This window comes from Halomonas sp. B23F22_20 (assembly GCF_043496985.1).
Taxonomy (GTDB): Bacteria; Pseudomonadota; Gammaproteobacteria; order Pseudomonadales; family Halomonadaceae; genus Halomonas.
The window spans coordinates 1-22,899 of record NZ_JBIEKH010000010.1; the positions used below are offsets into that span (position 1 = coordinate 1).

Below are 22,899 nucleotides of genomic sequence, written 5' to 3' on the forward strand. Positions count from 1 at the left end.
GCGGTGATCAGCCGATGGATCCGCTACTACAACGACGTACGGCCACATCAGTCTCTGGGCTATGTGGCTCCCCGAGCACACCCAGCATTAGCCGCGTAGGGTGAGCAGAAACTAGGGGGTCATTACACCGCTTTTCAGCCTATCCATGGCCACAGGATGATTGGCCAGCATGATGCCGCGCCCGGCGATGGCCTGATCCATGGCCAGTCCGGACAGCGAGTAGCGGCGCTGTGGCGGCGGCACCCGGTCGGCGACGCCGGCGGCCTCGAGCCATTCCTGCCAGCCTGGAAAGGCGACGCCCTGGGAGGACTCCCAGCAAACTTCCAGCAGGGCGTGATGGACCAGATCGGTGGGTGCCATCGGGCGATCGCTGCGCTCCAGCATTGACGGTGCACAGACAGGAAACAACTCGTCGCCGAACAGGTGGTGACTTTTCACCTCCGACCAGGGACCGCGGCCGTAGCGAATCGCCAGGCGAGCGCCGTCGCCTTGCCAGGCCGGTACCGTCAACGACTGGCTGGCCTCCAGCGAGATGTCGATGCCGCCCACTCTGGCGTCGAAATCCGCCAGCCGTGGCAACAGCCACAGCTGCATGAAGGAGGGCGGGGCACTGAGCGTCAGCATGGGCGCTTGTCGCGCGCTCTCTTGGGCGGCCATGACCCCGGCGGCGATGCGCTCGAGGCCGCTGTCGATGTCCTGGGCCAGCCGTCGTCCGGCCTCGTTCAGGTACACGCCGTTGGCATGCCGGGCGAACAGCGGTATGCCGAGCCGGTCTTCGAGCTGCTTGATCTGGCGGCTGACCGCGCCGGGGGTGACGCCCAGCCGGCCGGCCGCGTGCTTGAAGCTTTCCGTGCGCGCCGCCTCGGCAAATGCCCGTAGCGCATTCAGGGGGAGGCGTTCGATCTTCATGGAGTGAGTTTTCCTGAGTCTTGACCTTCAGATTAATCGTTTGGAGGCGCCGCCGGCAAATGCTCCACTTGGCCTCTATCACGGCCAAGGGGGCGATATGCAAGAGACCAAGCAGTTGAGCAATGCTATGGCACCGACTGGCGGCGGCACGGCGCGCCGGCACCTGGACATGCAGGCCAGTGCGCTGATGGTGCTGTTCTGCCTGGCGCTGGGGGTTCAGCAGGTGGCTATCAAGATGGTCGCGGCGGATATCTCGCCGCTGGCCCAGATTGCGCTGCGCTCATCCCTGGCGGCGCTGCTGGTGGCGGCGCTGGCCTACCGACAGGGCATTCGAGCGGCCGACCTGCGCGCCCATCTCGGCCCGGGCATTCTGGTGGGGCTGGGGTTTGCCGCCGAGTTCGTGTTCGTGGCCTGGGGGCTGAACTACACCCTGGCCTCGCACATGTCGGTATTCCTCTATACGGCCCCGGTGTTCGCGGCCCTGGGGCTGCACCTGCTGGTGCCGGGAGAGCAGCTGATGCGGCGCCAGTGGGTGGGCGTCGGTCTGGCATTCTCCGGTATGGTGCTGGCCATGGCGCCGGCGATCGATATCGACAATGCCGGCGACATCCTGCGGGGCGATCTGCTGGGGCTGCTGGCCGGCCTCGCCTGGGCCGCCACTACCCTGGTGATACGCCGCTCCTCGTTGTCCGAGGTGCCTCCGGTCCAGACGCTGTTCTACCAGCTCGCTTTCACCGGCCTGCTGTTGCTGCCCGCGACCGCGCTGCTGGGCGACCTCGGCCGTATCCAAGCGACCGGGGCGGTGGTGGCCAGCCTGACCTTCCAGACCCTGGTCATCTCGCTGGCCGCTCTGCTGCTGTGGTTTGCGTTGCTGCGTCGCTATTTCGCCTCCCAACTGGGGATCTTCTCGTTCCTGTCGCCGGTGTTTGGCGTGCTGTTCGGGGCGCTGATGCTTGGCGAACCGCTGACGACTAACTTCCTCGCCGGTGGGATGGCCCTGCTGGTTGGCCTGCTGGTGGTGACGCGTTAGCGGCCTGGTTCTTTTGGCCGCTGAGCGTCACCATGGGGCTATTCGCATCACGGGGGCTGTGCATGAGCATCCAGCGCTACGAGTTCGACGACCCGATCGGTGTGATCGCTGACACCCACGGCGCGCTGCGCGACCAGGCGCTGGAGATGCTCGAGGGCTGCGGGCTGATCGTGCATCTTGGCGACGTAGGCAGTCGGGACAGGGACGCGGCGATCCTCGAGCGGTTGGGCGAGCTGGCGCCCGTTTAAGCCGTGCGCGGCAACGTCGATACCGCCGATTGGGCCGAGCGCCTGCCCTGGCATCGGGACCTCGCGGTCAACGGCTGGCGGCTGCACCTGGTGCATGATATCGCCGACTTCGACGACACCACCGCCTGTGACGCCGTGCTCCACGGCCACTCCCACAAGGCGCGCAACGAATGGCGCGACGGCCGGCTGCTGTTCAACCCCGGCGGTGCCGGCCGCCGCTTCACGCTGCCGCTGACCCTGGGCAAGCTGTGGGCCGGTGAAACCGCCCTGCGCGGCGCCATCCTTCATCTGCCGGTGTAGGGCACTACTGAGGCGGGAGCATGGGCAACCAGAGAGCCAGGGCCACCAGGGCGGCCAGCAGCACCGGCGGGGTGATGATCAGCCCGACCTTCATGTACTGCCCCCAGCCGATGCGGTAGCCCTTGCCCGCCAGCACATGCAGCCAGAGCAGTGTGGCGAGGCTGCCGATGGGCGTGAACTTGGGGCCCAGGTCGTTACCGATGACGTTGGCATAGACCATCAGCTGCTGGGTCGTCGGCGAGACCTGGGCCTGGTCGATAGCCAGCGCGCCCACCAGCGTCGAGGGCATGTTGTTCATCAGCGAGGCCAGGAGCGCCGAGGCGAATCCCGTGCCGATGGTGGCCACGAAGGCGCCTTGACCGGCGAGCCACTCCAGCACCCGGGCGGCCTCGGCGGTCAGCCAGGCATTGCCAAGCCCGTAGACCACCAGGTACATGCCCAGCGAGAACAGCACGATCTGCCAGGGGGCGTTGCCGATGACCTTCCTGAGCGAGATGACGTGCAGGTGGCTCGAGGTGAACCAGCGCCCGGCAATGGCCATCAGCACCAGGGCCGCCAGCCCCATGATGGCGGCGAACGGGACCGGCCAGCGGGTGGTCAGGAACAGCGCGATCAGCAGCACGGCGAGCAGCGGGAAGGCGGCGCGGAAGACCTGGCGGTCGTGGATCGCCGTGGCCGGCGCCTCGAGCCGCTCGACGTCGTAGCGGCCTGGCACGTCGCGGCGAAAGTACCAGCCGAGCACCGCCAGCGTGGCCAGAAGCGAGACCAGGTCGACCGGCACCATCACCTGGGCATAGCGCGAGAAACCGATATCGAAGTAGTTGGCGCTGACGATATTGACCAGGTTCGAGATGACCAGCGGCAAGCTGGTCGAGTCGGCGACGAAGCCGGTGGCGATGATGAAGGCCAGGGCGGCCCCGGGACGAAAGTCGAGACGCGCCAGGATGGCGACGACGATCGGCGTCAGCAGCAGGGCAGCGCCGTCGTTGGCGAACACCGCCGCGATCATCGCGCCGAGCATCACGACCAGAGGGAACAGCAGTCGCCCCCGGCCGTTGCCCCAGCGGGCGATATGCAGGGCTGCCCAAGCGAAGAATCCCGCCTCGTCGAGGATCAGCGAGATGATGATCAGCGCCACGAAGGTGAAGGTGGCGTCCCAGACGATGTGCCAGACCGTGCCCACGTCGCCCCAGTCAACGACCCCGGTGGCCAGGGCCAGCGCGGCGCCACCCAGCGCGCTCCAGCCGATTCCCAGGCCCTTGGGTTGCCAGATGACCAGTACCAGGGTGACCACGAAGATGGCGAAAGCCAGCATAGAGGACTCCTTTCCCGGTGGTTCGGCTCAGAGGGTGTTTACAAATTACTGCGCTCGACCATACCGCGTTGAAATTCGGCTCGAAGTGCTCATTTAGTAGGGCTAAACTCCGCGTTCTCGCCGAATTTCGCCTTGTCTGGCCGTCGCTCGTGACTTTTGTAAACGCCCTCTCAGTGCGTTGCTTGGTTGACGCGCTGGGACACGGCCTCGGCGCTCTCGACTCGCTCTGAATAGCGGTCGGTCAGGTAGGCGGATCGCCCTCTGGTTAGCCAGGTGAACTTCACCAGCTCCTCGCAGACGTCGACCACCCGCAGGTAGAGCGGCGACAGGCGCATGCGCCCGGCCTCGTCGAACTCGTTGAAGGCCTTGGGCACTGAGGACTGGTTGGGAATGGTCAGCATGCGCATCCAGCGACCGAGGATGCGGAGCTGGTTGACGGCATTGAAACTCTGGCTGCCGCCGGAGACTTCCATCACCGCCAGGGTCTTGCCCTGGGTGGGCCTCACACCGCCTAGCGCCAGGGGGATCCAATCGATCTGGGCCTTCATGATGCCGGTCATGGCGCCGTGACGTTCGGGGCTGACCCACAGCATGCCTTCGCTCCACTCGGCTAGATCGCGCAGTTCCCGCACCTTGGGGTGATCAGCCTCGGCGTCGTCCGGCAGCGGCAGTCCGGAAGGATCAAAGGTGCGCACCTCGCAGCCGTACCAGCGCAGCAGGCGCCCGGCTTCCTCGGCGAGCAGGCGCGAATAGGAGCGGTCGCGCAGCGAGCCGTAAAGCACCAGCAGGCGCGGGGCATGGCGTGGCTCGTGCGGGCCTGCCAGGGCGTCGACGTCGATGGGACGCAGTTGCTCGGGGTCGATGTTGGGGAGCGTGTCGGGCGTCATGAGGCGTCCTCATCATTGCGTCTGGTCTCGCCGGCCCCCTGATGGCATGCGGCCCCGGGATGCTGCAGTTCCTCGAGGAGCGGCTCGCAGAGTTCGGGGCGGCCGGCACAGCAATCGCGCACCAGGAAACTGAGCGTCTCGCGCATGTGATCGAGGCTGGCGCGGTAGATGATCGAGCGGCTCTGGCGGCGCGAGACCACCAGCCCCGCCCGGGACAGCACGCCCAGATGGGTCGACATGGTGTTGTGCGGCACGCCCATCAGCCGGGCGATCTCGCCGGCCGGCAGGCCTTCCGGCTCGTGGCGCACCAGTACCCGGAAGGTCTCAAGGCGGGTCGCCTGGGAGAGGGCCGTAAAGGCCTCAAGCATTTGCTTTGTGTCCATATGTCGAGAGTTACAGACATATTGGTGAGATGCAAGCGCTGCTGCGGTCAGGAACCCTGGCATGTCGCTGTTCGTGAGCGGCGCTGACGGGCATGTTGCCGCCCGCCACACTCACTACTTCATGCACTCTACGGTCGGCACTACTGTCATCGACCAGGCTCGTGATCCCGAAAGGCCGCCTTGGCGGCGCTCATGGCGTTCATCGCCGCGGGGATGCCGGCATACACCGCCACCTGCAGGACGATCTCGACGATTTCCTCGCGCGTCACGCCGGTGTTGAGCGCCGCACGCATGTGGAACTCCAGCTGGCCCGGCGCGGTGCCCATGGCACCGAGCATCGCCACCGTCAGCATCTCGCGGGTTCTGAGGTCGATGCCGTCGCGGGAGACCACGTCGGCGAAGCCGAAGCCAAGCAGGATCTCGACGGCGTCGGCGTGGAAGTCGTCCAGATTGCGTGCGACCTTGGCCGGCGCCTCGGGCTCGAGGCGGGCCAGCAGGGCCAGGGCTTCCTCGCGACGGGGCTTGGGCGTGGCGCTCATGCGTTCACGCCCTTCATGCCTTCGGCGGTGTAGCGCTCGCCGCTGACCGGCAGGCAGGCGGTGGCGGCCTCGAGGCGTCGGCATTCGTCCGGCGTCAGGCTGAGATCCGCTGCCGCGACGTTCTCCTCGAGATAGCGCTGCCGTTTGGTGCCCGGGATCGGCACGATGTCGTCGCCCTGGGCGAGCAGCCAGGCCAGTGACAGCTGGGCCGGCGTGCAGCCCTTGTCGGCGGCGAGCTCGGCGATGGCCTCGGCGATCCGCCGGTTGGCGTCCATCGCCTCGGGCGCGAAGCGGGGCAGGCCGGGGCGGAAATCGCCTTCCTCGAAGTCGGATTCGTTCCGATAGCGCCCGGTCAGGAAGCCGCGCCCCAGCGGCGAGTAGGGCACGAAGCCGATGCCGAGTTCGCGGCAGGCGGGCAGCACCTCTTGCTCCACGTCGCGGGTCCACAGCGAGTATTCGGTCTGCACGGCGGTGATCGGGTGCACGGCGTGGGCCCGGCGCAGGGTCTCGGCGCTGACCTCGCACAGCCCGATGCGGGCGATCTTGCCTTCCTCGACGAGCCGCGCCAGGCCGTCGATGGTCTCCTCGATTGGTCGTTCGGGGTCGATGCGATGCACGTAGTAGAGATCGATCCGCTCGACGCCGAGCCGGCGTAGCGAGCCCTCGCAGGCCTCGCGGGCATAGCCTGCGCTGTTGTCCAGGCTGCGCCGGTATTCGCCGGGCTTGCGCACGATGCCGAACTTGGTGGCGATCTTCACCTCGGCCCGCTGGCGCGACAGGAAGTCGCCGATCAGGGTCTCGTTGTGATGAGAGCCGTACATGTCGGCGGTGTCGAGGAAGTCCACGCCGAGCTCTATCGCCCTGGCCAACACGCGCCGGGATTCGTCATCATGGCGCGGACCGTAGAATTCGCTCATGCCCATGCAGCCAAGGCCCATGGCCGATACCGTCAGGTCCTTTCCGAGGGTGCGTCGTTGCATGCTGGCGTCTCCTGTCGCGTTGAGGAAAATGACGGCAATCAGCGTTACACACACCAGGAACCAGCAATATGCACGACTCCGGAAAGGGGGTTTCCAGGAATGAAAAGCCGGCGTCGCGCCGGGTCGACTGGAACGATGCCGGCGCCTTCCTCGCCGTGGCACGCCTCGGCACCTTGAGCGGCGCGGCGGCGAGGCTCGGGGTCGGCATCGCCACCCTGGCGCGACGCATCGAACGCCTGGAAGCGGCCATGGGGGTTCCGCTGTTCGTGCGCCAGCAGTCGGGCTATCGGCTCACCGCCGAGGGGGAAGGGCTCGTTCCCAGGGCCGAGGCGCTGGAAGCTGCCGCCCATGCCTTCGCCTCGGGCGTCGACGACGGCCAGGAGATGACCGGGCGAATCAGGCTGGCCACCGCCGAGAACCTGGCGACCCGGCTGATCCTGCCGGCCCTGCCGAGGTTCCGGGAACGCTATCCGGGGCTCGCCATCGATCTCGTCACGGATATCCCGACCGCCAACCTGCAGCGCCGGGACGCCGACCTGGCCATCCGCATGGTCAAGCCCGAGCGGGGCAATCTGTCTTTCCGGCGGCTGGGCACCCTGGGCTACGGGCTCTATGCCGGCGCCGACTATCTGGCGCAGCATCGGGCCGACGACTACCGCGACGACGCCTTTATTACCTGGGGCGAGCGTCAGGCCCACCTGCCGGCCGCCCGCTGGGTGGCCGCGGCGCTCGACGGCCGGGAGGCCGCGATCACCACCACATCGCTTCATGCCCAGGTCGTCGCGGTCGAGGCGGGGCTCGGGCTGGCGGTGCTGCCGCATCTGTTGACGCGGGGCACCGACCTTACCTGCCTAGCGGCGGACATCGGCGTCGAGCAGGACATCTACCTGGTGATCCAGACCGACCTGTCGCGGGCGCCGCGGGTCCGGGCATTGGCCGACTTCCTCGGCGAACTGGTCATCGAGCGGCGTGACTGGCTGGAAGCGCCCGGGCCCTGAGGTCGACGTCTCTTTCACGACGGCGCCAGCAGCGTGGACCCCAGCCGGGCTGCGACGATGCCGAGCGCCAGTAGGATAAGCAGGACGCCGGCCAGCCGCTCGATGTGTCGCAGGCCGTGGCCGAAGCGGCGGATCAGCTGCGGATGGCCCGCCATGTGGCCGATCAGTAGATCCCAGCCGAGCACCACCGCGACCATCCAGGCCGCGTACAGCCCCTGGATGCCGGCGGGGGTGCCCTGGGCGTGGAGCACCGCGAACAGGCTGGCGTAGAAGAGCGCGTTCTTGGGATTCAACAGCCCCGAGGCGAGGCCTGCCAGCAGGGCGCCGAAGGCGGCGCTCGGTGCTGTCTCGCCGAGGGTAGCGGCGTCGAGCCGCGTCTGTCCCGCCTGGCGAATGAACTGGATGCCCATGAACAGCAGGAAGGCACAGCCGGCCCATTGCACGGCGATGAAGGGGCCGTCGGCGGCGTCCAGCGCCATCAGTCCGCCCATGGCCAGCAGGATGAACAGGGCGTTGGCCAGCGCGATGCCGAGGCTGACCAGCGCTGCCTGCCCGCGTCCACGGGCGACGGCGTAGCGCAGAATCAGGAAGAAATCCGGCCCGGGGCTCAGCAGGGCGAGGAAGTGGGCTCCGGCGACCAGCAGGAATTGTTGCAGCATGAAGAGTCGACGCTCCAGCAGAAGGAGCGGCCAGTCTGTGTCGCCTCGGTGCGGCGGTATTGAAGGAAATTGCGGCGGGCTCAGTTGCGGCGGTAGCGCCCCGGCGTACTCGCCACCCTGGCCTTGAACACCCGCTGGAAGTGGCCCTGGTCGGCAAAGCCCAGCTCCTGGGCGAGCGCCGCCAGCTCGGCGCCCTGGCGCAGGCGCCGGCGTGCCTGCTGGATACGCCGGTCGAGCAGCCAGGCGTGAGGCGTCAGGCCGGTCTCGCGTCGGAACAGCCGGATCACCTGGTAACGGCTCAGGCCGTGATCACGGGCCAGCGCCTCGAGGGTCGGCGGTCGCTCAAGGCTTTCGCACAGGTGGCGCTGCAGCGCCGCGAGGGTGGCCGAGCTCGGCGGCGGGATGGCTAGGGGCTCACCGCGACACCACAGGCGGCCGCCGATGAATTCGATCAGCCCGGCTTCCTTGTCGGCCGGCGGGGCCGGGGAGAACAGCAGCGCGTTGAGCCGGCAGAAGTCCCGGTAGGGTGCGGGGTCGCGGGCGATGAATACCATCGATGGTGGGGACAGGTCGGCGTCGATCTCCGTCAGGACGTCGCTGACCCAGGCGGGCTCCAGGTGCAGCATCTGGTAGCTCCAGCAGTGTTCCGGGAGGGGATTGCAGGCGTGCACCACGCTCGCCGGCACGCTGACCAGGCAGCCCGGCGTCAGCCGCTCGCGCCGCCGCTGGCACTGGAAGCGGCTGTGGCCGCGGTCGACCACGCCGATCGACAGGGTGGGATGGCTGTGGGGCCGGTAGCAGGCGCGGCTGTCGCTGGCCCGTCGGCTCTCGACGAAGGGCAGCGCCGGGTCGTGCCAGAACTGGGTCATGGTCGGCTTCCTGTGGTGGTGGCAGGCGCTCAGCCCAGCGAGAAGGGAATCTCGCCGGCCTCGTGGGCCAGCAGCCACTGCTTGCGGCCGATGCCGGCGGCGTAGCCGGTGAGCCGGCCGTCGCTGCCGATCACCCGGTGGCAGGGCACCACGATGGCCAGCGGGTTCTTGCCGTTGGCTGCGCCCACCGCGCGCTGCCCGCCCTTGCAGCCGAGCTGCTCGGCGATCTCGGCGTAGCATCGGGTTTCGCCGAAGGGGATCGTCGCCAGCGCCTGCCAGACGCGTTGCTGGAAGTCGGTGCCCTCGGGGGACAGCGGCAGGTCGAAGGCCTGGCGGGTGCCGGCGAAGTACTCGGCGAGCTGGGCGCGGGCCTGCTCGGTGTGGGCGTTGGGCCGGGCCGGTGCGTCCTCCTCCATGACGAAGGCGATCCGGGTCAGCCCCGAGCCAGAGGCTTCGAGGCGAACCAGGCCGAGGGCTTCGCTCTCCGGCGGGCGGAAGTAGTCCAGGGCGTTGTCAGTGCTCATTGGCTTGGTTCCTTGCGTCATGCGTGGGGAGTGGCTGAGACCAGAGCTGCAGGGTCAGGTAGCTGCGCCAGGGCGCGGCGGTGGCCGGGTCGGCGCCGTGAAGGCAGGGCAGGGCCCGGCGCACGCCGGCATCGCCGTCCAGCCAGATGTCGGGATGACTGGTGCCACGCAGGGCCGCGTAGCTGGCCGTCCAGGGCCCGATGCCCTTGAGCGTCGTCCACGCCGTCGGCTCGTCATCGGCCTCGCCGTCAGCGTACCAGCTCGCGAAGCGCTTCAGGGTCGCCTTGCGAGCACCGGGCATGCGCAGGCAGTCGAGCGCGCTGCCAGCGACGGCCGCGGGCGTCGGGAAGTGATAGCCGTTTCCGGCCGGCTCGCCCAGGGCCTCCACCAGTCGGATGACCAGGCCGCGGGCGGCATCGGTGGAAACCTGCTGGCCGAGGATGGCACGTACCCCGGCCTCGAAGGGCGACCAGATACCGGGCAGGCGCAGCCCCTCGACCAGCGCAAGGTCCGGGCAGGTGTCGGCCAGGTGGGCCTCGATGGTGGCGGTGTCAGCGTCCAGGTCGAGCACCCGGCGGATGCGTCGCACCACCGGCGACAGCGCCTGCAGGTCGTCGAGTTCGAGGCGGACCCGGAAAGCGTGGCGTTCCGGTACGTGCTCGGCGGTGAACTGGCCCGTCGCCGCTCTACCGTCGGCAGCGTCCCAGCGAATGTGGCGGCCGTAATGATCCTCGCCGACCCACTCCAGGCCGGGAATGGCACGGCCGGCGTGGAAGTCGTGCAGCGCCTGCCAGGCGTAGGGCGGGCGGTAGGCCAACCATAGCGTCAGGGGCTCGCCGGCCTGGCTGGGCGTGCCGGCACGGCGGCGCAGTTCCCGCGGGGCCAGGCCGATGCGATTCAGGAAGGCATCGTTGAAGCGCCGCAGGCTGCGAAAGCCGCTGGCGTAGCCGATATCGGTGATCGGCAGCGTCGTCTGGTGGAGCAGCTGCTTGGCGAACAGGCACTGGCGGTGCTGGGCATAGGCCTTGGGCGAGACGCCGAGCTGCTCGTGGAACAGCCGGCGCAGGTGGCGTTCGCCGACGCCTAGCCGTTCGCACAGGGCTCCGAGCGGGCCGTCGCGCAGGGCACCGTCGTCGATCAGCCGCAGGGCGCGCTCCAGGGTGGTGCGGGTGCCGCGCCAGGCCGGGGAGTCCGGCGCGCTGTCCGGCCGGCAGCGCAGGCAGGGGCGGAAGCCCGCCTCGGCGGCGGCCAGGGCGCTGGTGAAGTAGCGCACGTTGGCTTCCCGTGGCGGGGTGGCCGGGCAGATCGGCCGGCAGTAGATGCCGGTGGTGGTCACGCCGACCACGAAACGGCCGTCGAAGCGGGCGTCCCGAGCCAGTCGGGCCTGGCGGCACTGGGCGGGGTCCAGCATGGCGGCGCTCCTCGTTTCCGATGTTTCACCGCTAGTGTAACGCCCCCGGAGCACGAGACTCGCCGGAATCGGACGTCAAGCCGAAAATGGTGATGTCCCTCAACCGTCGACCCGGCGCCGGGTCTCGCTGGGCATCTCGCCGAAGACCTGGCGGTAACGCTGGCTGAAACGGCCCATGTGTGTGAAGCCCCAGCGCATGGCGGTCTCGGTGATCGAGGCATTGTTGTCGTGCGCCTGCAGTGCCGTCCTGATCCGTTGCAGACGGACCTGGCGGAGGTATTCCATCGGGCTCTGCTGCCGGAAGTCGCGAAACCCGGCATAGAGCGTCCGCAGGCTGACGCCTGCGATCTCGGCCAGATGGGCCGGCGTCAGTGGCTCCTCGGCATGCGCCTCGATGTACTCCTCGACCCGCTTGACGTGACGCGGTGCCAGGCGTCTCTCGCCCTGCTGCAGGGCCTCGGAGTAGTTGTGGGGCTGGATCGTCAGCAGGGTGCTGATCACGAGCTGCTCGAGCTGCGAGGCGATTAACGGCTGGGCGGGGGCGCCGGGAGATTCCTTGAGCAGTCGGGCCAGATAGGCGATGAGGTGGAACCAGTTCGGGTCGTCTCGCCAGCGCAGCGCCGGGGCGAAGCACAGCGGTTCGCGCAAGGGATGACCGAGATGGCGGCTGCAGGACAACTCCAGGGCCTCGCGCTCGATGCGCAGCATCAGCTGGTCGCAGTCGCCGCTCCATTTCATCTCCAGCCGTGTCGTCGGGTTGAGCACCGAGGCCTGGCGCTCATGGGAGCCGATGGACTGCTGGTCGCTGAGAATCTCGGCTCGCCCGCAGACGGGCATCTGGATCAGGTAGAAGCGCTCCAGCCGTTCGGGGTCGATGAGAACCTCGCGGCCATAGGCCAGGCGATTGAACGAGACCCTGCCCAGGCCTACGGAATGCAAGCGGGCCTTCCGGGGAGCATCGCCGCGCGGCGTATCCAGCCGGTGTGGCTTGAAGACGCTGGCCACGCTCTCCTGGATCTCATCCAGCGCCTCGGAGCTAAAGACCAGCCGACGCTTGTCTTCCAACAGGGCCGATCTCAACCAGGCGGGTGAACGATTTTCCAGTGTCATGGGGCTCTCCCTTGTTGTTGTTGTCAGCCACCCGGCCATGCCGAGTGATCTCTCAGGGGTGGGCTCAGTATACGTCCAGGTTGTCTCGATCCGGGGAACGCCCAGGCACTTTCTGCACGGAACGGATAGTCGCTGCACTGGCCGGCTCGTGTGGAGGGGCTTGCCCTGCCTAAGGTGGATTCCGTGACGTCCAACAACAACGAGGAGGCACCATCATGGGCATGTCCATCGAGATCCAGGCGGCGGATGGCAGCGGGAGTTTCGGCGGGTATCTGGCGCTCCCGGCCGCCGGCAGCGGGCCGGGCATCGTGTTGCTGCAGGAGATCTTCGGCATCAATGCCACCATCCGCGAGATCGCCGACTACTACGCCGAGGAAGGCTATGTGGTGCTGGCACCGGACCTGTTCTGGCGTCAGGAGGCGGGCGTGGAGCTGGGTTATGGCCCCGAGGACTGGCAGAAGGCCTTCGGCCTCTACCAGGGCTTCGACCAGGATCAGGGCGTGGCGGACATCGGCGCAGCCATCGAGACGCTGAGGACTCGCTCCGAGTGCCGTGGCCCAGTGGGGGCGCTGGGCTTCTGTCTCGGTGCGCGGATGGCCTATCTCACCGCCTGCCGTTGCGACGTCGAGGCCGCCGTGGGCTACTACGGCATGGGTATCGAGCATCACCTCGACGAGGCGGAGAACATCCGAGGCCGGCTGGTGCTGCACTTCGCCGAGAACGACGAGTACTGTCCGGCGGCGGCGCGTCAGGACATCCAGACCGCCCTGGAGGGTCGCGACAACGTCGAGCTGTATCTCTACCCCGGCGTGGATCATGCCTTCGCCCGTCCGGGCTCCGAGCACTATCACAAGCCGTCGGCGCTGATGGCGCACCAGCGCTCCGTGGCGGCGTTTCGCAAGGCCATGGGGCCCCACTATGACCTCTCCGCGCTGTGGGACAAGCACTGCGAGTACGAGTTTTCCACCCGCAACGTCGACGACACCATGGCCACCATGGTCGCCGAGCCTTACGTCAACCACATCCCGACCCTGACCGGCGGCGTCGGCTACCGGGACCTGTATCGCTTCTACAGTCACCACTTCGTTGACAGCAATCCGGACGATACCCGGTTGATCCCCATCTCGCGGACCATCGGCGAGACCCAGATCGTCGACGAACTGCTGTACTGTTTCACCCATGATCGCGAGATCGACTGGCTGTTGCCGGGCATCGCCCCCACCGGCAAATACGTGGAAATCCCCCTGGTGGCCATCGTCAAGTTCCGCGGCGACAAGCTCTACCACGAGCACATCTACTGGGATCAGGCATCGGTGCTGGTGCAGATCGGGGTGCTCGATCCCGCAGGGCTGCCGGTGGCCGGGCATGCCACCGCCGCCAAGCTGCTGGACGAGACGCTGCCGTCCAACGAGCTCATGGCCAAGTGGGCCGAGAGCGCCGAGCGCTGAACGGGGGGATCGAGATGCAAGACTTTCACGCACGCACCGTGATCATCACCGGTGGCGCCACCCTGATCGGGCAGGCGGTGGCCGAGGCCTTCGTCGCCGCCGGAGCCGGCGTTGCCATCCTGGACATCGATGCCGAGGCGGGGGCCGCCCTGGCGGATCGCCTGGGGCCCGCGGCCTGCTTCCTCGCCACCGACATCACCGACGATGCCCGGCTGCAGCAAGCCGTCGAGGAGGTCGAGGCGCGCTTCGGCGGCATCGACGCACTCATCAACCTGGCCTGCAGCTACCTGGACGATGGCGTTGCTTCCTCGCGCGCTGATTGGCTCAAGGCGCTGGATATCAACCTCGTCAGCGCCGTGATGGCGGCCAAGGCCGTGCTGCCGGCGATGCGGCGGTGTGGCGGCGGCGCCATCGTCAATTTCAGCAGCATCTCGGCCCAGGCCGCCCAGACTGGCCGTTGGCTGTATCCGGCCAGCAAGGCGGCCATCCGCCAGGTGACGCGCAGCATGGCCCTCGATTTCGCCGAGGAGGGCATTCGCGTCAACGCGGTTTCCCCCGGTTGGACCTGGTCGCGGCTGATCGAGGAGGTCAGCGGCGGCGACCGCGAACGCACCGATGCGGTGGCGAGCGACTTTCACATGCTCGGCCGCGCCGGCGACCCGGCAGAGGTCGCCCAGGTGGTGCTCTTCCTGTGCTCCGATCGCGCCAGCTTCGTTACCGGCGCCGACTATGCCGTCGACGGCGGCTACTCGGCCCTGGGGCCCGAACAGCGCGTGCCGGCGATTCCCCGACTGGCCGGCTGAGTCCGACCATCCCAGCCTCCGGCTGGCACAACAACAATCGATCGTGGAGATGATCATGACCCGACGCATAGCCATCGTAGGGGCCGGCCAGTCCGGCCTGCAGACCGGTATCGGCCTGCTCAAGCACGGCTACCAGGTGACCCTGCTGTCCAACCGCACCGGCGAACAGATTCGCAATGGGCGGGTGATGTCCAGCCAGTGCATGTTCGACCGGGCGCTGCAGACCGAGCGCGACCTGGGCCTGAACTTCTGGGAGCAGGATTGCCCACCGGTCGAGGGCATCGGCATGACCGTGCCGGACCCCGAGCGGAAAGGGGCGAAGGCGATCGACTGGGCCGCGCGTCTGGATCGCCCTGCGCAATCGGTCGACCAGCGCCTCAAGATGCCGGTGTGGATGGATGAGTTCGTTCGCCTCGGCGGCGAGCTGGTGATCCGGGATGCCGGGATCGACGACCTGGAGGAGCTGGCCGCCTCCCACGACCTGGTGCTGGTAGCCGCCGGTAAGGGCGACATCGTGCGGCTGTTCGAGCGCGACGCCCAGCGCTCCCGCTTTGACAAGCCCCAGCGGGCCCTGGCGCTGACCTATGTGCAGGGCATGGCGCCCCGGGAACCCTTCTCCCGGGTGGCCTTTAACCTGATTCCCGGCGTCGGCGAGTACTTCGCCTTCCCGGCCCTGACTCTGAATGGTCCCTGCGAGATCATGGTGTTCGAAGGGATTCCCGGCGGTCCCCTGGACTGTTGGCAGGATGTCTCGACGCCCGAGCAGCACCTGGCCAGGAGCCTCGAGCTGATTCGCACCTTCGCTCCCTGGGAGGCCGAGCGTTGCCAGGACGTTCAGCTCTCCGACGACCAGGGCATCCTCGCCGGCCGCTTCCCGCCGACCGTGCGCCGGCCGGTCGCGACATTGCCCTCGGGGCGGCAGGTGCTGGGCATCGCCGATGCGCTGGTGGTCAATGACCCGATCACCGGGCAGGGCTCCAACAACGGCGCCAAGTGCAGCCGCGTCTATCTGGACGCCATCCTGGCGCGAGGAGACCAGCCCTTCGATGCCGACTGGATGAGCGCCACCTTCGAGGCCTACTGGGACTATGCCAAGGACGTGGTGAGCTGGACCAACAGCCTGCTGCTGCCGCCCGAGGAGCACATCGTCAACCTGCTAGGGGCGGCGCAGGAGTCCCCGTCCCTGGCCACGGTGCTCGCCAACGGTTTCGACAACCCGCCGGATTACCTGCCCTGGTGGCTGGATGCCCAAGCCTGCGATCACTTCGTCAACGACCACATGAAGAAGGGGGCCTGACATGACGACCCTGACGGCTTCGCCTCGTACGGAGGCCGCGCCGGCGATCGATGGCCGCGCGCTGCGCGACACCCTGGGCCGCTTCGCGACCGGCGTGACGATCGTCACCGCCCGGACCGAGGACGGAATGCCGGTGGGCATCACCGCCAATTCTTTCTCCTCGCTGTCGCTGGACCCGCCGCTGATCCTCTGGAGCCTGGCGCTCACGTCACCCAGTCTGCCGGCCTTCGCCGAGGGACGTTCCTTCGCGGTCAACATTCTCGGCCATCACCAGGATGCCTTGGCCATGCAGTTTGCCCGCCCGTCGGACGACAAGTTCGAGGACGTGGCCCATGGGGCCAATGCCGCCGGCGTGCCGCTGTTGGACGGGGCGCTGGCCCGGCTCGAATGTCGCGTGGAATTCACTCGCATCGCGGGGGATCACTTGCTCATCGTCGGCCGGGTCCAGGCCTTCTCGACCGAGGAGGGCGAGCCCTTGCTGTTCTACCAGGGCGGTTTCCAGCGCCTCAGCGCCTGAGGTCACCGGGCCTGCTTCGCCGGGGCCCGTTCCATCCCAGCGCATCAGAAAAACGACTCAGAACAACGACTCAGAACAACGAACCAGAACAACGAACCAGAACAACGAACCAGAACAACGAACCAGAACAACAACGATCGGATGATTCTCATGACGCAATATCGGAGAGGAATGGCGGCGAGCATCGCCGGGCTGGTGATGGCGTTTGCCACCAGTGCGCAGGCGACGGAGGGGGGCGGCTCGAGCTACCCCATGGGAGCCGAGAACTACCTGATGGGAGCCCTGCCGCCGCCGGGATTCTACTCGCTGTTCTATGCCAACCACTATGCCGCCGATGACTTCCGGGACGACGACGGCGACAGCCTGCCGATGGATTTCCGCCTGCGTGCCGACGTGCTGGCGCCGCGGCTGCTGTGGGTGACCGAGCAGCGCCTCCTCGGCGGTCAGCTGGCCTTCGCCGCGCTGCTGCCGCTGGTGGACCTGGAGGTTTCGGTCAACGGCGTGCACGACAGCAATCGTGGCCTTGGCGATGTCGACCTGACCGCGGCACTGGCCTATCACCACAGTCCCACGCTGCACAGTGCCTTCGGCGTCGACCTGATCGCCCCCACTGGTGACTATGAGGCCGGAGAACTGGCCAACATCGGCCGCAACTACTGGACGGTGCAGGGTGTCTATGCCGCCTCGCGGGTCGATCCGGCCGGCCTCAACTGGGACATCAAGCTGATGTACGACTACAACTTCGAAAACGAGGACACCGACTACCGTTCCGGCCAGGAACTGCATGCCGACTATGCCCTCGGCTACGGCATCCATCCGAACTGGGTGGTGGGAGTCGGCGGCTATGCCTACAAGCAGATCACCGGTGATCGGCTCAACGGCGTGGATATCGGCAACGAGGGGCAGGCCTTCTCCGTCGGCCCATCCATCAAGCTGGACGCCGGCCAGGGTGCCTTCGTGGCGCTGAAGTACGAGCGGGAGTTCTTCGTCGAGAACCGCCCGGAGGGCGACGCCTGGTGGATCAAGGCGGCCTGGCCGCTCTAGCGCCGCCTAGCAGTAGGGAAGCATAAGGGCACGGGCCGTCGTTGATGGCTCGTGCCCTTTCTCGTTGGAGGGCATGAAAGTGCCACCCGAGGCGCCTGTGGCGGGTGCCGGGTGGCGCATATCAGTGCTGGATCGCCACGCCCTGGCTGGTGAAGCGACCGATGGCCTGTGAGGGCCGTTCGCCGAAGCGCTTCTGGTAGTCCTTGGAGAAGCGGCCGAGCTGCAGGAAGCCGCAGTCCATGGCGATGCTGGAAACGCTTTCCCGCGGGCCGGCATGCTCCAGGCGACGCTTCACCCAATCGAAGCGCAGGTTGCGGAAGTGGGCGATGGGGGAGGAGCCGAAGTGGGCATGGAAATCCTGGTAGAGACGTTCCCGGGACACTCCGGAGGCCCTCTCGAGATCCTCGAGCGTGAGCGGCTGATCGAGGGATTCACGCATCATGGCGTCGAGCTGGCTAAGGTAGCCCGGACGCTCCTGCTGGCGGCCGAGCAGCTCTCCCGAGTAGTTGTGGGGCTGGGCGTAGAGCAGGCTGGTGATCAGGCTGCTCTCGAAGTTGCCCCAGACTTCCGGCAGGTCGCACAGCGAGCCCTCCGCGCCGAGCAGATCCTGCAGGTGGGCGACGGTCTTCCACCAGTCGCCGAGGTGGCCTTCGAGCGGCATCCGCGGGTCGAAGACCACCGGTGCTGTCACCTTGCGGCCTAGCAGCTGGCCGAGGCGGTGATGCACGGCCTCGCGAGAAAGACGCACCAGCTGCTTGCGACAGTCGTCGCCGATGTCCAGGTGCAGCGGCTGATTCGGGGAGATGATCGCCCCCACCCGAGTGTCCGAGGCGAACTCCTGCCGCGCGCATTCGACGTGCTGATCGCCGGACAGCGGCAGGCTGATGCTGTAGCTGTGGGCCAGGTCGTCGACCCGGATGTTGACCCGGGTCGCGTACTCGATGATGCCGAGGGCCACGTTGCCGAGCGCCGTGCCCTCGTGACGGAAGGCCAGCTCCCGCGGCTTCGGGACCTCGAGCTCATGTGGGCCGTTGATGCCGCGCATCCAGCGGCAGGCATCGTCGGGCTCGTGGATCAGGGTGGCGATCCGTTGCCGGGAAGATGCTTGGGGCACCAGTGTCATACGGTCTCCTCGCCTCCCGGGCCTGGCCGCTAGTCACGGCTTCTCGTTGCTTGTATCGGGCCCAGCATTGGAGGCTGAAATGTTCGCTTGTCGGTATAAAGTGCGTATTGCGAACTTTGTTGTTGGAGTATAGCACCTTTATGCCACATCTCGACCCGCTGGGGTGAGGTGCGAGCGGCTTTTCGCCGAGGCTGCGACCAAAGTCTAGCCGCCTCGAGCCGGCCTGGCAGGCGGAGGACAGGGCGACGCCGAAAAAGTGCATAGCGTTGGCCGAAGAAGCGAATAGTGGCCAGGGAGGAGCCTACTTAAGTTGGGTCACACCACGACAAGCAACAAGACGGTGATGACCGATGACAGCACAACGCTCTATCCCCGAGTGGCAGCAATTCGTCGAGAACTGTCTCGATTTCCGCCCCGATGACGGGGTCTACCAGATGGCCCGGGAGATGTTCACCGACGAGGCCCTGTTCGATCTCGAGATGGAACTGATCTTCGAGAAGCAGTGGATCTTCGCCTGCCACGAGAGTCAGATCCCCAACAACAACGACTTCATCACCATGCAGGCCGGTCGCCAGCCGATGATCATCGCGCGTGACGGCAAGGGTGAGCTGCGGGCGCTGGCCAACACCTGCCAGCACCGTGGCGCGACCCTGGTGCGCACCGAGTGCGGCAACCAGTCCACCTACACCTGCCCCTTCCACGCCTGGTGCTACAAGTCCGATGGCCGCCTGGTCAAGGTCAAGGCGCCGAGCGAGTACCCGGCGGACTTCGACAAGGCGAGCCGTGGCCTCAAGCAGGCCCGCATCGAAAGCTATCGCGGCTTCGTGTTCATCAGCCTCGACGCCGAGGGCACCGATAGCCTGGAGGACTTCCTCGGCGACACCCGGCTGTTCTTCGACATGATGGTCGAGCAGGCCGAGGACGGTGAGCTGGAGGTGCTGCCGGGCAAGTCCACCTACACCTTCAACGGCAACTGGAAGCTGCAGAACGAGAACGGCCTGGACGGTTATCACGTCAGCACCGTGCACTACAACTACGTGTCCACGGTGAAGCATCGCCGCGAGCTCGAGGCTCAGAAGCACGGCGACAACGGCGACACCCTCGACTACAGCAAGCTCGGCGCTGGCGACAAGGATACCGACGACGGCTGGTTCTCCTTCACTAACGGCCACAGCCTGCTGTTCAGCGACATGCCCAACCCCCAGGTTCGGCCCGGTTACGCCACCGTGATGCCGCGCCTGCTCGAGCGGCATCCCCAGGAGCGTGCCGAGTGGACCATGCACCGGCTGCGCAACCTGAACATCTACCCGAGCCTGTTCTTCATGGACCAGATTAGCTCGCAGCTGCGCATCGTGCGCCCGGTGGCCTGGAACAAGACCGAGGTCATCAGCCTGTGCCTGGGCGTGAAGGGCGAGTCCGACGCCGACCGCGAGAACCGCATCCGCCAGTTCGAGGACTTCTTCAACGTCTCCGGCATGGGCACCCCCGACGACCTGGTGGAGTTCCGTGAGCAGCAGCGCGGCTTCCAGGCCCGCGCCTCCCGCTGGAGTGACATCTCGCGAGGCCATGAGCAGTGGCAGTACGGCGAGACCCACAACAGCCAGGTGCTCGGCATCCAGCCGGTGATTACCGGCACCGAGTTCACTCACGAGGGGCTCTACGTCAACCAGCACGGCACCTGGCAGCGGCTGCTGCTCGAGGGCCTCGAAAAGAAAGCACTCAAGCTCCAGGAGGTGTAAGCCATGACTCTTCAGCAATCCATCGAGCAGTTCATGTACCGCCTGGCCGAGCTCTGCGATGACCGTGACTGGGACGGCTATATCGAGCAGTTCGCGCCGGAGTGTGAGTTCCATATCCCGCAGTGGAAGAACGAGTACGAGCTCACCCGCGATCCCAAACGCGAGATGTCGCTGATGTACTACGCCGACCGCACCGGCATCGAGGACCGCGTCTTCCGCCTGCGCACCGGCAAGTCCGCGGCCTCCACGCCGCTGCCGCGCACCCTGCACCTGATCGACAACGTGCGCTGCACCGAGCAGGGCGACGGCATCGTCCAGGTACGGGTCAACTGGGTAACCCATTTCTATCGTTTCGGCGAGAGCGGCCATTTCTTCGGCACTGCCGACTACACCCTGCGGGGCGAGGGCGACGGCTGGAAGGTCCTGCGCAAGCACACCGTGCTGCTCAACGACAAGATCGATTCCGTGCTGGATTTCTACCACGTCTGAGTTTCGCTGGAGGGCGAGTCATGCATAACACAGCCGCCATCGTCTTTCGGGACGGCACCACACGCTTCGTCAAGGTCGACGATAACGAGCTGCTGATGGACGCCGCCCAGCGTCACGGGGTCAACCTGCCGGTGGACTGCCGGGAGGGCGTCTGCGGGACCTGTCGTTGCCTGCGCGAGGCCGGCGAGGTCGACGTCGAGTACATCGACGAGGAAGCGTTGAGCGAGGAAGAGGTCGCCGAAGGCCACGTGCTGGCCTGTCAGACCCGCCTGCGCTCACCCCACGCCTCCTTCTACTTCGACGTGGACTCCAGCGTGTGCAGCGTGGCCACCGAGGTCCATGAGGCCACCGTGAGCGCCGTGGAGCAGGTGTCCGATGCCGCCGCCATCCTCGAGATCACCCTCGACGATCCTGCCCAGGCGTTGCAGTACCTGCCCGGGCAGTACGCGCGTCTCGAGGTGCCGGGTTCCGACCAATGGCGGGCCTATTCCTTCGCCACCTCGTCGGTGAAGGACGGCCAGCTGCGCTTCCTGATTCGCCTGCTGCCCAGCGGGGTGATGAGCGACTACCTGCGCGAGCGCGCCAAGCCGGGCGATGCGATCTCCCTGGAGGCCCCGCTGGGCGCCTTCTACCTGCGCGAGGTGGAGCGTCCCCTGCTGATGGTCGCCGGCGGCACCGGGCTCTCGGCCTTCCTCGGCATGCTGGAGCGACTCGAGGAATCGGGCGAGACCGACCGGCCGATCCGGCTGTGCTATGGCGTGACCCAGGAAGCCGATCTCAGCGAGCTCGAACGCCTGGATCGATTCACCGAAGTGCTGCCCGATTTCGCCTACGAGACGGTAGTGATGAACCCGTCCGAGGCCTGGCAGGGCAAGACGGGCGTGGTCTGCGATCTCTTCGATCTCGATTTCCTGGCCCAGTCCTTCGACGCCTACCTTTGCGGACCACCGCCGATGATCGAGGCCTCGAAGCAGTGGCTCGCCGAGCGCGAGGTCGGCGAGCACCGGGTGTTCTTCGAGAAGTTCGTCTCGAGCTGACCACTACAGTCGGGTGGCGTCCCGCCTGGCACCAGCGACTTTCATTGCATGCAAGCGGCGCCCCGAGGCGAGCCGCCTGGAGACTTTCATGTCCGACACCCTGATCCACGAGATCGAGACCCTGCTGGTCGACCTGCCGACCATTCGGCCGCACAAGCTGTCGATGACCACCATGGCCTGCCAGACGATGGTCATCATCCGTCTGCGCCTGTCCGACGGCACCGAGGGGCTGGGCGAGGCCACTACCATTGGTGGCCTGTCTTATGGCCCGGAGAGCCCCGAGGGCATCAAGCAGACCATCGACACCTACCTGGCGCCGCTGCTGATCGGCCAGCCGTCGCACAACCTCAACGCCCTGCGAGCGTGCCTGGATCGCCATGCCCGCGGCAACAGCTTCGCCAAGTCGGGGCTCGAGACCGCGCTGCTCGACGCCGAGGGCAAGCGCCGCGGCCTGTCGGTGGCCGAGCTGCTGGGCGGCGCCCGCCACACGCATCTGCCGGTGCTGTGGACCCTGGCCAGCGGCGACACCCAGAAGGATATCGACGAGGCCTTCCAGCGCCTCGAGGAACGCCGCCACTGCGACTTCAAGCTCAAGATCGGCGCCAACCCGGTGGACCAGGACGTGCGCCATGTCGCGGCGATCAAGGCGGCGCTGGGCGATCGGGCCAGCGTGCGCGTCGACGTCAACCAGGCCTGGGACGAGGCCACCGCGGCCCGCGGCATCGACGCCCTGGAGGCCGCCGGCATCGACCTCATCGAGCAGCCGATCCCGGCCCGGGAGTTCGCCGGCCTGACCCGGCTGGCTCAGCGGTTCGTGGTGCCGATGCTGGCCGACGAGGCGGTCCATGACGCCCGCGACGGCTTCACCCTCGCGGCCGGCGGCTTCGGCGATGCCTTCGCCTTGAAGATCGCCAAGGCCGGTGGACCGCGCAGCGTGCTGGAACTGGCCCATGTGGCTCAGGCTGCCGGCGTCGGCCTGTACGGCGGCACCATGCTCGAGGGCACCATCGGCACCGCCGCTTCGCTGCACGCCTGGGCGACCCTGCCCGAGATGACCTGGGGCACCGAGATGTTCGGCCCGCTGCTGCTCAAGGACGACATCGTCGCCGAGCCGCTGCGTTACCACGAGTTCGGCGTCGACCTGCCGGCCGGTCCCGGCCTCGGCATCAGTCTCGACGAGGACAAGCTCGACCATTACCGGCGCCGCGACTGAGCCGCGCCCAGCCCAGCCAAGGAGATT

24 protein-coding genes and 1 pseudogene are annotated in these 22,899 nt (G+C 67.1%); 13 read left to right on the top strand and 12 right to left on the bottom strand.

Features of this window, described 5'->3' with window-relative positions:
• Nucleotides 1–3 precede the first annotated feature (3 nt).
• Entirely contained in the window at nt 4–99 is a 96-nt protein-coding gene (locus tag ACGTN6_RS09750) for an integrase core domain-containing protein (RefSeq protein WP_394591451.1), read from the top strand.
• 12 nt (nt 100–111) lie between these two features.
• Here the strand turns inward: ACGTN6_RS09750 and ACGTN6_RS09755 are convergent, their stop codons facing one another.
• Nucleotides 112–909: a LysR family transcriptional regulator gene (locus tag ACGTN6_RS09755; RefSeq protein WP_394591254.1), complete on the bottom strand. Its 798-nt coding sequence runs from the start codon at nt 907–909 to the stop codon at nt 112–114.
• Nucleotides 910–1,006: 97 nt separating this feature from the next.
• Between ACGTN6_RS09755 and ACGTN6_RS09760 the strand changes: the two genes are divergently transcribed.
• Together ACGTN6_RS09760 and ACGTN6_RS09765 are read left to right on the top strand one after the other, a co-directional pair.
• Nucleotides 1,007–1,939: a DMT family transporter gene (locus tag ACGTN6_RS09760; RefSeq protein ID WP_394591255.1), complete on the top strand. Its 933-nt coding sequence runs from the start codon at nt 1,007–1,009 to the stop codon at nt 1,937–1,939.
• Nucleotides 1,940–2,001: 62 nt separating this feature from the next.
• Nucleotides 2,002–2,487, top strand: a pseudogene (locus ACGTN6_RS09765) (metallophosphoesterase family protein).
• A 4-nt stretch (nt 2,488–2,491) separates the two neighbouring features.
• On the opposite strand, the gene ACGTN6_RS09770 reads toward ACGTN6_RS09765, so the two are convergent.
• The 5 genes from ACGTN6_RS09770 to ACGTN6_RS09790 all read right to left on the bottom strand — a co-directional run bounded on the left by ACGTN6_RS09770 (nt 2,492) and on the right by ACGTN6_RS09790 (nt 6,591).
• The gene (locus tag ACGTN6_RS09770) at nt 2,492–3,802 is read right to left on the bottom strand and encodes an arsenic transporter (RefSeq protein WP_394591256.1); all 1,311 of its coding nucleotides are present in this window, start codon (nt 3,800–3,802) and stop codon (nt 2,492–2,494) included.
• 170 nt (nt 3,803–3,972) lie between these two features.
• Nucleotides 3,973–4,689 (bottom strand): arsenical resistance protein ArsH, encoded by a 717-nt coding sequence (gene arsH / locus ACGTN6_RS09775; RefSeq protein WP_394591257.1) that lies wholly within the window; start codon nt 4,687–4,689, stop codon nt 3,973–3,975.
• The gene (locus ACGTN6_RS09780) at nt 4,686–5,057 is read right to left on the bottom strand and encodes an ArsR/SmtB family transcription factor (RefSeq protein WP_394591258.1); all 372 of its coding nucleotides are present in this window, start codon (nt 5,055–5,057) and stop codon (nt 4,686–4,688) included. Before ACGTN6_RS09780 ends, arsH begins: the two co-directional genes overlap by 4 nt.
• Before the next feature lie 161 nt (nt 5,058–5,218).
• Complete coding sequence (locus tag ACGTN6_RS09785) at nt 5,219–5,611, bottom strand: carboxymuconolactone decarboxylase family protein (RefSeq protein WP_107181293.1); 393 nt, start codon at nt 5,609–5,611, stop codon at nt 5,219–5,221.
• A complete protein-coding gene (locus ACGTN6_RS09790) occupies nt 5,608–6,591 on the bottom strand; it encodes an aldo/keto reductase (RefSeq protein ID WP_394591259.1) in 984 nt (327 codons plus the stop codon). Before ACGTN6_RS09790 ends, ACGTN6_RS09785 begins: the two co-directional genes overlap by 4 nt.
• Before the next feature lie 68 nt (nt 6,592–6,659).
• Between ACGTN6_RS09790 and ACGTN6_RS09795 the strand changes: the two genes are divergently transcribed.
• Nucleotides 6,660–7,589 carry a LysR family transcriptional regulator gene (locus ACGTN6_RS09795; protein WP_394591260.1) on the top strand — a complete coding sequence of 310 codons (930 nt, stop codon included), beginning with the start codon at nt 6,660–6,662 and terminating at the stop codon, nt 7,587–7,589.
• A 14-nt stretch (nt 7,590–7,603) separates the two neighbouring features.
• On the opposite strand, the gene ACGTN6_RS09800 is transcribed toward ACGTN6_RS09795, so the two are convergent.
• From ACGTN6_RS09800 to ACGTN6_RS09820, 5 genes are all read right to left on the bottom strand, one after another.
• Nucleotides 7,604–8,248, bottom strand: coding sequence for a LysE family translocator (locus tag ACGTN6_RS09800; protein WP_394591261.1), 645 nt, complete (start codon nt 8,246–8,248; stop codon nt 7,604–7,606).
• An 80-nt stretch (nt 8,249–8,328) separates the two neighbouring features.
• Nucleotides 8,329–9,117, bottom strand: coding sequence for a helix-turn-helix transcriptional regulator (locus ACGTN6_RS09805; RefSeq protein WP_394591262.1), 789 nt, complete (start codon nt 9,115–9,117; stop codon nt 8,329–8,331).
• 29 nt (nt 9,118–9,146) lie between these two features.
• Nucleotides 9,147–9,641, bottom strand: a complete 495-nt coding sequence (locus ACGTN6_RS09810; RefSeq protein ID WP_394591263.1) for a methylated-DNA--[protein]-cysteine S-methyltransferase — start codon at nt 9,639–9,641, stop codon at nt 9,147–9,149.
• Nucleotides 9,631–11,052: a DNA-3-methyladenine glycosylase 2 family protein gene (locus ACGTN6_RS09815; protein WP_394591264.1), complete on the bottom strand. Its 1,422-nt coding sequence runs from the start codon at nt 11,050–11,052 to the stop codon at nt 9,631–9,633. Before ACGTN6_RS09815 ends, ACGTN6_RS09810 begins: the two co-directional genes overlap by 11 nt.
• 99 nt (nt 11,053–11,151) lie before the next feature.
• Nucleotides 11,152–12,162 (bottom strand): AraC family transcriptional regulator, encoded by a 1,011-nt coding sequence (locus ACGTN6_RS09820; RefSeq protein WP_394591265.1) that lies wholly within the window; start codon nt 12,160–12,162, stop codon nt 11,152–11,154.
• Between the two features lie 215 nt (nt 12,163–12,377).
• Here ACGTN6_RS09820 and ACGTN6_RS09825 point away from each other — a divergent pair, with 215 nt between their 5' ends.
• The 5 genes from ACGTN6_RS09825 to ACGTN6_RS09845 all read left to right on the top strand — a co-directional run bounded on the left by ACGTN6_RS09825 (nt 12,378) and on the right by ACGTN6_RS09845 (nt 17,271).
• Nucleotides 12,378–13,610, top strand: a complete 1,233-nt coding sequence (locus tag ACGTN6_RS09825) for a dienelactone hydrolase family protein (RefSeq protein ID WP_394591266.1) — start codon at nt 12,378–12,380, stop codon at nt 13,608–13,610.
• 14 nt (nt 13,611–13,624) lie between these two features.
• Nucleotides 13,625–14,413: an SDR family oxidoreductase gene (locus ACGTN6_RS09830; RefSeq protein ID WP_394591267.1), complete on the top strand. Its 789-nt coding sequence runs from the start codon at nt 13,625–13,627 to the stop codon at nt 14,411–14,413.
• A 55-nt stretch (nt 14,414–14,468) separates the two neighbouring features.
• Nucleotides 14,469–15,710: a styrene monooxygenase/indole monooxygenase family protein gene (locus tag ACGTN6_RS09835; RefSeq protein ID WP_394591268.1), complete on the top strand. Its 1,242-nt coding sequence runs from the start codon at nt 14,469–14,471 to the stop codon at nt 15,708–15,710.
• A gap of 1 nt (nt 15,711) precedes the next feature.
• Nucleotides 15,712–16,227: a flavin reductase family protein gene (locus tag ACGTN6_RS09840; RefSeq protein WP_394591269.1), complete on the top strand. Its 516-nt coding sequence runs from the start codon at nt 15,712–15,714 to the stop codon at nt 16,225–16,227.
• 171 nt (nt 16,228–16,398) lie between these two features.
• Nucleotides 16,399–17,271 carry a SphA family protein gene (locus tag ACGTN6_RS09845; RefSeq protein WP_394591270.1) on the top strand — a complete coding sequence of 291 codons (873 nt, stop codon included), beginning with the start codon at nt 16,399–16,401 and terminating at the stop codon, nt 17,269–17,271.
• A 121-nt stretch (nt 17,272–17,392) separates the two neighbouring features.
• Here the strand turns inward: ACGTN6_RS09845 and ACGTN6_RS09850 are convergent, their stop codons facing one another.
• The gene (locus tag ACGTN6_RS09850; protein WP_394591271.1) at nt 17,393–18,394 is read right to left on the bottom strand and encodes an AraC family transcriptional regulator; all 1,002 of its coding nucleotides are present in this window, start codon (nt 18,392–18,394) and stop codon (nt 17,393–17,395) included.
• Nucleotides 18,395–18,744: 350 nt separating this feature from the next.
• On the opposite strand from ACGTN6_RS09850, the gene antA reads away from it, so the two are divergent.
• The 4 genes from antA (at nt 18,745) to ACGTN6_RS09870 (ending at nt 22,872) form a co-directional block, all read left to right on the top strand.
• On the top strand, nt 18,745–20,133 hold the full coding sequence (gene antA, locus ACGTN6_RS09855; protein ID WP_394591272.1) for an anthranilate 1,2-dioxygenase large subunit: 1,389 nt from the start codon (nt 18,745–18,747) through the stop codon (nt 20,131–20,133).
• A gap of 3 nt (nt 20,134–20,136) precedes the next feature.
• Complete coding sequence (gene antB / locus ACGTN6_RS09860; protein ID WP_183385726.1) at nt 20,137–20,622, top strand: anthranilate 1,2-dioxygenase small subunit; 486 nt, start codon at nt 20,137–20,139, stop codon at nt 20,620–20,622.
• Nucleotides 20,623–20,642: 20 nt separating this feature from the next.
• On the top strand, nt 20,643–21,659 hold the full coding sequence (gene antC, locus ACGTN6_RS09865) for an anthranilate 1,2-dioxygenase electron transfer component AntC (RefSeq protein ID WP_394591273.1): 1,017 nt from the start codon (nt 20,643–20,645) through the stop codon (nt 21,657–21,659).
• 88 nt (nt 21,660–21,747) lie between these two features.
• Complete coding sequence (locus ACGTN6_RS09870; RefSeq protein ID WP_394591274.1) at nt 21,748–22,872, top strand: muconate cycloisomerase family protein; 1,125 nt, start codon at nt 21,748–21,750, stop codon at nt 22,870–22,872.
• Nucleotides 22,873–22,899: the final 27 nt, after the last annotated feature.

Excerpts from the sequence above, each read along its gene's own strand:
- ACGTN6_RS09755 (WP_394591254.1), bottom strand. The coding sequence starts at position 909 with ATGAAGATCGAACGCCTCCCCCTGAATGCGCTACGGGCATTTGCCGAG.
- ACGTN6_RS09760 (WP_394591255.1), top strand. The coding sequence starts at position 1,007 with ATGCAAGAGACCAAGCAGTTGAGCAATGCTATGGCACCGACTGGCGGC.
- ACGTN6_RS09770 (WP_394591256.1), bottom strand. The coding sequence starts at position 3,802 with ATGCTGGCTTTCGCCATCTTCGTGGTCACCCTGGTACTGGTCATCTGG.
- arsH (WP_394591257.1), bottom strand. The coding sequence starts at position 4,689 with ATGACGCCCGACACGCTCCCCAACATCGACCCCGAGCAACTGCGTCCC.
- ACGTN6_RS09780 (WP_394591258.1), bottom strand. The coding sequence starts at position 5,057 with ATGCTTGAGGCCTTTACGGCCCTCTCCCAGGCGACCCGCCTTGAGACC.
- ACGTN6_RS09785 (WP_107181293.1), bottom strand. The coding sequence starts at position 5,611 with ATGAGCGCCACGCCCAAGCCCCGTCGCGAGGAAGCCCTGGCCCTGCTG.
- ACGTN6_RS09790 (WP_394591259.1), bottom strand. The coding sequence starts at position 6,591 with ATGCAACGACGCACCCTCGGAAAGGACCTGACGGTATCGGCCATGGGC.
- ACGTN6_RS09795 (WP_394591260.1), top strand. The coding sequence starts at position 6,660 with ATGCACGACTCCGGAAAGGGGGTTTCCAGGAATGAAAAGCCGGCGTCG.
- ACGTN6_RS09800 (WP_394591261.1), bottom strand. The coding sequence starts at position 8,248 with ATGCTGCAACAATTCCTGCTGGTCGCCGGAGCCCACTTCCTCGCCCTG.
- ACGTN6_RS09805 (WP_394591262.1), bottom strand. The coding sequence starts at position 9,117 with ATGACCCAGTTCTGGCACGACCCGGCGCTGCCCTTCGTCGAGAGCCGA.
- ACGTN6_RS09810 (WP_394591263.1), bottom strand. The coding sequence starts at position 9,641 with ATGAGCACTGACAACGCCCTGGACTACTTCCGCCCGCCGGAGAGCGAA.
- ACGTN6_RS09815 (WP_394591264.1), bottom strand. The coding sequence starts at position 11,052 with ATGCTGGACCCCGCCCAGTGCCGCCAGGCCCGACTGGCTCGGGACGCC.
- ACGTN6_RS09820 (WP_394591265.1), bottom strand. The coding sequence starts at position 12,162 with ATGACACTGGAAAATCGTTCACCCGCCTGGTTGAGATCGGCCCTGTTG.
- ACGTN6_RS09825 (WP_394591266.1), top strand. The coding sequence starts at position 12,378 with ATGGGCATGTCCATCGAGATCCAGGCGGCGGATGGCAGCGGGAGTTTC.
- ACGTN6_RS09830 (WP_394591267.1), top strand. The coding sequence starts at position 13,625 with ATGCAAGACTTTCACGCACGCACCGTGATCATCACCGGTGGCGCCACC.
- ACGTN6_RS09835 (WP_394591268.1), top strand. The coding sequence starts at position 14,469 with ATGACCCGACGCATAGCCATCGTAGGGGCCGGCCAGTCCGGCCTGCAG.
- ACGTN6_RS09840 (WP_394591269.1), top strand. The coding sequence starts at position 15,712 with ATGACGACCCTGACGGCTTCGCCTCGTACGGAGGCCGCGCCGGCGATC.
- ACGTN6_RS09845 (WP_394591270.1), top strand. The coding sequence starts at position 16,399 with ATGGCGGCGAGCATCGCCGGGCTGGTGATGGCGTTTGCCACCAGTGCG.
- ACGTN6_RS09850 (WP_394591271.1), bottom strand. The coding sequence starts at position 18,394 with ATGACACTGGTGCCCCAAGCATCTTCCCGGCAACGGATCGCCACCCTG.
- antA (WP_394591272.1), top strand. The coding sequence starts at position 18,745 with ATGACAGCACAACGCTCTATCCCCGAGTGGCAGCAATTCGTCGAGAAC.
- antB (WP_183385726.1), top strand. The coding sequence starts at position 20,137 with ATGACTCTTCAGCAATCCATCGAGCAGTTCATGTACCGCCTGGCCGAG.
- antC (WP_394591273.1), top strand. The coding sequence starts at position 20,643 with ATGCATAACACAGCCGCCATCGTCTTTCGGGACGGCACCACACGCTTC.
- ACGTN6_RS09870 (WP_394591274.1), top strand. The coding sequence starts at position 21,748 with ATGTCCGACACCCTGATCCACGAGATCGAGACCCTGCTGGTCGACCTG.